Genomic DNA, 5,473 nt, shown 5'->3' on the forward strand with positions numbered 1-5,473 from the left:
CGGGCCGTGGGGGCGGGGGCGGGGCGGAGCGCCGTCGACCGCCCGTACCGCGCCGCGGGGGGCCGGGGGCGGCCGGGGGCGCGGGGCCGGGGCCCCGGGCCCTGGACGGGATCACGTGGCGGGGAGGCCGTTCACCATCTCCCGGAAGCGGGTGGACGGCCGCATCATGCCGTTGTCGCCGACGTTCAGGTTCTCCAGCCAGCCGTCCCGGTACCAGAAGACCGAGGAGGTCAGCGGGGCCGGGTCGTTGATCTGGAGCTGCTTCGACAGGTCGATCATGAACCGGATCGCGTTCAGGGACGACCCGCTGCGGATCGGCGCCGCGCAGAACCCGTTGTTCGTCGGCAGGGTGACCAGCGCGCCGTGGGGCAGCTCCGCCCCGCCCAGGGCGTTCTCCAGGCGCAGTGCCTGGGCTGCGCCGGGCCACGCCCCCGTCCCGTTGACCGCGTGGAGGACGTCGCCGTTCGTCGCGTTGAAGGACTGCCGGTTGAGCTGCTCGGTGGCCAGGTTGGCGAAGGCCCGCTCCCAGAGCTCGGCCCGGCTGATGCTCCACTGGTCGGCGGCGTGCTCGGCTATCGACAGGGCGTCGGTCCGCCCGCCCCGCTTCCCGCCGTCGACGCACAGGACGACCGACAGCTCGTCGTCGACCGGCCGGGCCACGGGGTCGGGGCCCAGGGTGCGGGTGGGGGCGAACAGCAGCCGCAGCCGGTCCCGGACCTCGAAGACCGAGATCTCGGCCAGCGCCTTGCACGGGCCGTGCTGGTCGCACAGCGGCTTCGGAAGGTTCTTGCGGTTGCCGAAGAGCGGCATGGGTGGCTCCCCCGGTCGATGCGGTATCCGGACCAAGGGCACAGCATCCCACGGGAGTTCACCGCCGCACGGCGGATCTTCCGATTTCCGGACGGTGCACCGGCCAGCCGCCTGCGCTCACCTGGTGATGTCACCGTCCGGCACGTCCCGGACGGTGACGGCCTTGCGCGGCTGTCCCAGGAGCTTGGCCACGACGTCGCCGATCCCCTTGGCGTCGCCCGTCGGTTCGGGGGCCGACCCGTCGGTGTACTGCTCGATGGCCTTCTCGAAGTACGAGGGGTTCCAGGCCCCGACGGCTCCGCTGACGTCGACGGCCCGCACCGGCCGGCCGCCGACGGCACGCCTGATGGCCGGAAGGATCTCGTCCGAACGGTACTTGCCCGGCACCTGGAACAGGCTCGCGTGGCCGCCGACCTTGCCGCCGTCCCGCAGGTACACGGTGACGACCAGGCAGCTGGTCACCGACGGGTAGAGGATCGTGCCCTTCGGGCCCACCTCGGCGACCTTGCCCTCGGTGATCGAGACGCCGGCCGCCGCCGGCTGCGCGGCCCCGGGCGCACCGACCACCGCGCCGTGCGTGGCCGGGCCGGTGGCCGCCACCGCGTCGCCGCCGCCTGTCGCGCAGGTCGCCAGCACCAGCGCCGCGCCGACGGCCAGGCCGACCTTGCTGACGTACCGCTCGGACACCACGAACTCCATGACCCCACACCTCAGGAAACCGGTCTGCGTGCACCCGCGGGCACGGGCAGCGTCACATGCTCCCGAGTACGAACGGTCCCGTCAACTCGCGGGAGTGTGACGACTCGCAGGAGCGGCGGCCGACAGCACGTCGAGCTCGTGGCCGATCGCCTCGCGGAGGACGTCGTGCTCGGGGCCGAGCGCGCTCGCGGGATCGCGCCAGTTGTCCCGGGGATAGAGCCACACCGGGAGGCCGACGAGTGCCGGGCTCTCCCACTCGAACCGGGGCCACACGTGCGCGTGCAGGAAGCCGTCGGTGTTGCCGAGGATCTCCAGGTTCACGCGCCGGAACTCCGGGTCCAGACGCCGGCAGGCCCGCTCCACGGCCTCGCCCAGCCGGTCCATGTCCGCCAGGAAGGCCGTCCGCTTGGTCCGCGGCAGCTCGGACAGGCGCTGCACCTCGGGTTCGTCCACCAGGAGGACCGAATACCCCGGCAGGAACTGTACGTCGCCGATCACCGCGAAGCCGGCGTCAAGTCGCCGGAGCACCGTGGGATTCGCGCCTTTCAGGGCGCTGCCGATCCTGTCGTCCCGCCAGTCTTCAACCATGACAGCGCACCCTACACACGTGTGGCCGGGCAGGCGGCCGATCGCGCACGATGACGGTCGCTCCTCACCCGAAACGTCCCGCTCGGGCGGCGTTGATCGGATGTCAACGCGCGGCTGATCTACTGCGAGCAGTACTGCGCGGGGCCTGCTCCCCGCAATCACACGACAGCTCGTTGGGGTTCGAACATGAACAGCACGTCCGTCCGTCCGCCCACGGTGCTCCCGGTGCTGGAGACCGCTCTCGTCCGACTGCGGGACCACCGCGCCGACGACGTCGACGCCATGCGTTCGGTCTGGGGCGACGCGGACGGCATGCGGCACCTCTCGACCGGCGTCATGGACGACACCCGGATCCGGCGCAAGCTCGGCCAGGCCGTGGCGAGCGCCGCCGAAGTGCCGCGCCGTCAGTACCAGTTGGCCGCCTGCCTGCAGGGCGAGGACCGGCCCGTCGGCGGCATCAGCCTCGCCGTCGAGGACGCCACCACCGGCTACGCCGGCGTCCTCACGATGGCCCGGCACCTGCGCGGCACCGGATGCGCCACCGACATCGGCTGGCTCATGCTCAAACTCGCCTTCGCCGACCTCGGCCTCGGCCGGGTGTGGAGCATGACGTCGCTGGAGAACGCCGACGCCGTCCGCGCGATCACGCGCTTCGGCTTCAGCCCCATCGGCGAGACCGAGCGCTACTTCCCCGAGGCCGACGTCACCATGCGCCTGGTGGTCATGGAGGTCCTCGCGGACACCTGGCGCGCCATGCCCGTCCCGGCCGGCCCCCGTCCCGGCATCGGCTGACTGCGGCCGGTCGCGGTCCGGACCGGGAAGGCCCGTTGACGTGCCCGCCTCCGGGCCATCGCGTCCATGGCGGCTTCTTCGAGCGGCAGGACTCAGACCAGCCCGTGCTGCCAGGCGCGGGCGGCGACCTCGACGCGGTTGCGGGCGCCGAGCTTGCGCTGGCTGTTGGCGAGGTGCGTCTTCACCGTGGAGAGGGTCACGTGGAGGGCGGCCGCGACCTCGTCGTTGGTCAGGCCCTTCGCGACCATGGCGACGACGTCCTGCTCGCGAGGGGTGAGCGGCTCGAACGGCGGCGGAGCCACGGGCCCCGGCCGCTCACCGGCCATGTGCCGCAGCAGCCGGACGGTGACGGACGGGGAGATGAGCGAGTCGCCGACGGCGGCCGCGCGGACGGCCTCGATGAGCAGGGCCGGCGAGCAGTCCTTGAGGACGAAGCCGCACGCGCCGTTGTGCAGCGCGCGGTGGACGTACTCGTCGAGGTCGAAGGTGGTGGCGATGACCACCTTGAGCGGTCGTGCGGCGTCCGGGCCGGCCAGGAGGCGGGTGGCTTCGAGCCCGTCCATGCCCGGCATCCGGATGTCGAGCAGGCAGACGTCGGGGCGCAGCCTGCGGGCCTCGGCGACGGCCGTCGTGCCGTCCGCGGCCTCGGCGACGACCTCGATGTCGGGCTGGGAGTCGAGGATCATCCGGTACGCGGCGCGCAGGGTGGACTGGTCGTCGGCGAGGAGGACGCGGATGGTCATGCCGGTCATCCTGCCAGGTGTGCCGGGGGGCGATCGGGCGTGCCGCGGCGGAGCGGGATGTCGGCGGCGACCTGCCAGCCGCCGACCGGCCCGGGTCCCGCGGTCAGGTGTCCGCCGAGCGCGTGGACGCGTTCGTGCAGCCCGAGGATGCCGAACCCGCCGCCGCGCCGGTCCGCCGACGGGCCCGCCGGGGGCTGGTCGGCGTCGTCCTGGACGCAGACGGTGAGCACGCCGGGGTCGTTGGCGGACAGGCGTACGTCGATGGTCACCGTCTCGGCCCGGGCGGCGTGCTTGCGGATGTTGGTGAGCGCCTCCCGGACGATGTGGTGGACGGTGGAGGCGATGTGGTCGGCCGGGGGGTCCGTTTCGAGCCGGGGGTCGACGGTGAGGTCGACGGCGGGGCCGGCCGCGCGGAGGGATCCGGCCAGGCCGTGGAGCGCTTGCAGGCCCTCGGGGGCGTGGAGCGGGGGCCGGCGGTCCGGCCGGCGCAGCAGGTCGACCATGGCCCGCATGGAGCCGGTGGCCTGCGCAGCGGCGTCCTCGATGTTCGCCAGCGCCTGGTCGAGCACCTCCGCTGTCGGGGGGTGCCCGGAGGCCGTGATGAAGCGCACCGCCTTGACCTGTGCGGTGATGGCGGTGACGTGGTGTCCGACGAAGTCGTGCAACTCGCGGGCGAATTCGAGGCGTTGGTCGTTCAGACGGGTGTTCTTCTCCCGCTCTCGAGTGGCGTCGAGGAGGCGCAGGTACAGGCCGAGGACGACCACCACGGGTGCGGCGAGCAGCAGGACCGGCCCGGCGTAGCCGGCCACGTGGGTGAGCTGGGATCCGGGCAGCCGCAGGAGGAGCAGCGGGGTCGCCAGCCAGGCGGCGGTGGCGAGCGGGAGCATACGTGTGAGCGGCTCGTACCGGACCGTGCGGGTGACGAGGAGCAGCAGCACGCACATCTCGACGACGCCGAAGGTGTGCTCGGGGCGGTGCCGCAGCTGGCTCGTGGCGAGGGACAGAGCGGCGGAGGCGGCGACCGCGGCCCACCCGGCGCGCAGGAGGCGGCGGGGCGGCGAGAGCAGCGCGACGAGGCACAGCAGGCCGGTGGCGACCGTGGCGACGGTGGTGGGCGGGAAGCCGGTGTCGAGCGCCTCGGTGACGATCGCGGCCACGGCCAGGACCACGACACCGACGGTGGCACCGATGGCGGGGCCGCTGCGGGTGGAGGCCCACGAGGCGAGGTCGGCGCGTGTCGGGAGGGGGATCATGACGATCAACCGTACGCGGCTGCACAGGTCCGGCGCCTCCACCGTTTGACCGAGGCGGATGCCCGGGCGGTCGGCCGGACGGCTGTTACGGGCGGGCGGACAGCGCGGACAGGATCGGTGACGTCGATCTGCCGTCCGCCCCGGGGACTTCGGAGTTCCATGTCTCGCACACCCGTCTCTTGCACACCCATGCCTCGCAAGCCCGTCCTCCGTCAACCCGTCTTCCGCAAACCCATGCTTCGCGCAGCCTGGCGCACCGTCCGCGCCCACAAGTCCCGCATGGGGCTGACCGCGCTGGCCGTCGCGGTCGGCGTCGCCTTCGTCACGGGGATCCTGCTGGTCACCGCCACCGTGTCCGACGCCCTCACCGGGGCCTCCCGGCAGACGTACGCGCACACCGACGTGGTCGTCCGCCCGGACACCGGAAGCGTCGGCGCAGCGTCCGACCTGGGCGAGGCCGAGCTGCAGCGGGTGCGGGGCCTTCCCGAGACGGGCCGGGTCATCCCGGCCGTCTCCGGGTACACGGCGCTCGGCTGCCCGGACGGCCGTTCCGCCGCCCGCCGGGGCCCGGCCGTCGGGGCGGGGTGC

Annotated in this window: 7 protein-coding genes; 2 read left to right on the plus strand and 5 right to left on the minus strand. The window is 73.3% G+C overall.

Annotation, left to right across the window (positions count from 1 at the left end):
* Positions 1-111 precede the first annotated feature (111 nt).
* From ACFV4G_RS41695 to ACFV4G_RS41705, 3 genes are all read right to left on the minus strand, one after another.
* Positions 112-810 carry a hypothetical protein gene (locus ACFV4G_RS41695; protein ID WP_380448536.1) on the minus strand — a complete coding sequence of 233 codons (699 nt, stop codon included), beginning with the start codon at positions 808-810 and terminating at the stop codon, positions 112-114.
* 117 nt (positions 811-927) lie between these two features.
* A complete protein-coding gene (locus tag ACFV4G_RS41700) occupies positions 928-1,509 on the minus strand; it encodes a hypothetical protein (RefSeq protein ID WP_380448538.1) in 582 nt (193 codons plus the stop codon).
* An 81-nt stretch (positions 1,510-1,590) separates the two neighbouring features.
* The gene (locus ACFV4G_RS41705; protein ID WP_380448540.1) at positions 1,591-2,097 is read right to left on the minus strand and encodes an HIT family protein; all 507 of its coding nucleotides are present in this window, start codon (positions 2,095-2,097) and stop codon (positions 1,591-1,593) included.
* A gap of 186 nt (positions 2,098-2,283) precedes the next feature.
* Here ACFV4G_RS41705 and ACFV4G_RS41710 point away from each other — a divergent pair, with 186 nt between their 5' ends.
* Positions 2,284-2,889, plus strand: coding sequence for a GNAT family N-acetyltransferase (locus tag ACFV4G_RS41710; RefSeq protein ID WP_380448542.1), 606 nt, complete (start codon positions 2,284-2,286; stop codon positions 2,887-2,889).
* Between the two features lie 92 nt (positions 2,890-2,981).
* Here ACFV4G_RS41710 and ACFV4G_RS41715 read toward each other — a convergent pair whose 3' ends face one another.
* Together ACFV4G_RS41715 and ACFV4G_RS41720 are read right to left on the minus strand one after the other, a co-directional pair.
* Positions 2,982-3,632 (minus strand): response regulator, encoded by a 651-nt coding sequence (locus tag ACFV4G_RS41715; RefSeq protein WP_380448544.1) that lies wholly within the window; start codon positions 3,630-3,632, stop codon positions 2,982-2,984.
* Positions 3,633-3,637: 5 nt separating this feature from the next.
* Positions 3,638-4,885, minus strand: coding sequence for a sensor histidine kinase (locus tag ACFV4G_RS41720; protein ID WP_380448546.1), 1,248 nt, complete (start codon positions 4,883-4,885; stop codon positions 3,638-3,640).
* 234 nt (positions 4,886-5,119) lie between these two features.
* Between ACFV4G_RS41720 and ACFV4G_RS41725 the strand changes: the two genes are divergently transcribed.
* On the plus strand, positions 5,120-5,473 hold a 354-nt coding region (locus ACFV4G_RS41725), incomplete at its 3' end, for an ABC transporter permease (RefSeq protein ID WP_380448548.1).

It is taken from the genome of Kitasatospora sp. NPDC059747 (assembly GCF_042732955.1).
Taxonomy (GTDB): Bacteria; Actinomycetota; Actinomycetes; order Streptomycetales; family Streptomycetaceae; genus Kitasatospora.

What these genes read in the sequence shown, in the direction of transcription:
- ACFV4G_RS41695 (WP_380448536.1), bottom strand. Translation starts at nt 810, where the DNA reads ATGCCGCTCTTCGGCAACCGCAAGAACCTTCCGAAGCCGCTGTGCGAC.
- ACFV4G_RS41700 (WP_380448538.1), bottom strand. Translation starts at nt 1,509, where the DNA reads ATGGAGTTCGTGGTGTCCGAGCGGTACGTCAGCAAGGTCGGCCTGGCC.
- ACFV4G_RS41705 (WP_380448540.1), bottom strand. Translation starts at nt 2,097, where the DNA reads ATGGTTGAAGACTGGCGGGACGACAGGATCGGCAGCGCCCTGAAAGGC.
- ACFV4G_RS41710 (WP_380448542.1), top strand. Translation starts at nt 2,284, where the DNA reads ATGAACAGCACGTCCGTCCGTCCGCCCACGGTGCTCCCGGTGCTGGAG.
- ACFV4G_RS41715 (WP_380448544.1), bottom strand. Translation starts at nt 3,632, where the DNA reads ATGACCATCCGCGTCCTCCTCGCCGACGACCAGTCCACCCTGCGCGCC.
- ACFV4G_RS41720 (WP_380448546.1), bottom strand. Translation starts at nt 4,885, where the DNA reads ATGATCCCCCTCCCGACACGCGCCGACCTCGCCTCGTGGGCCTCCACC.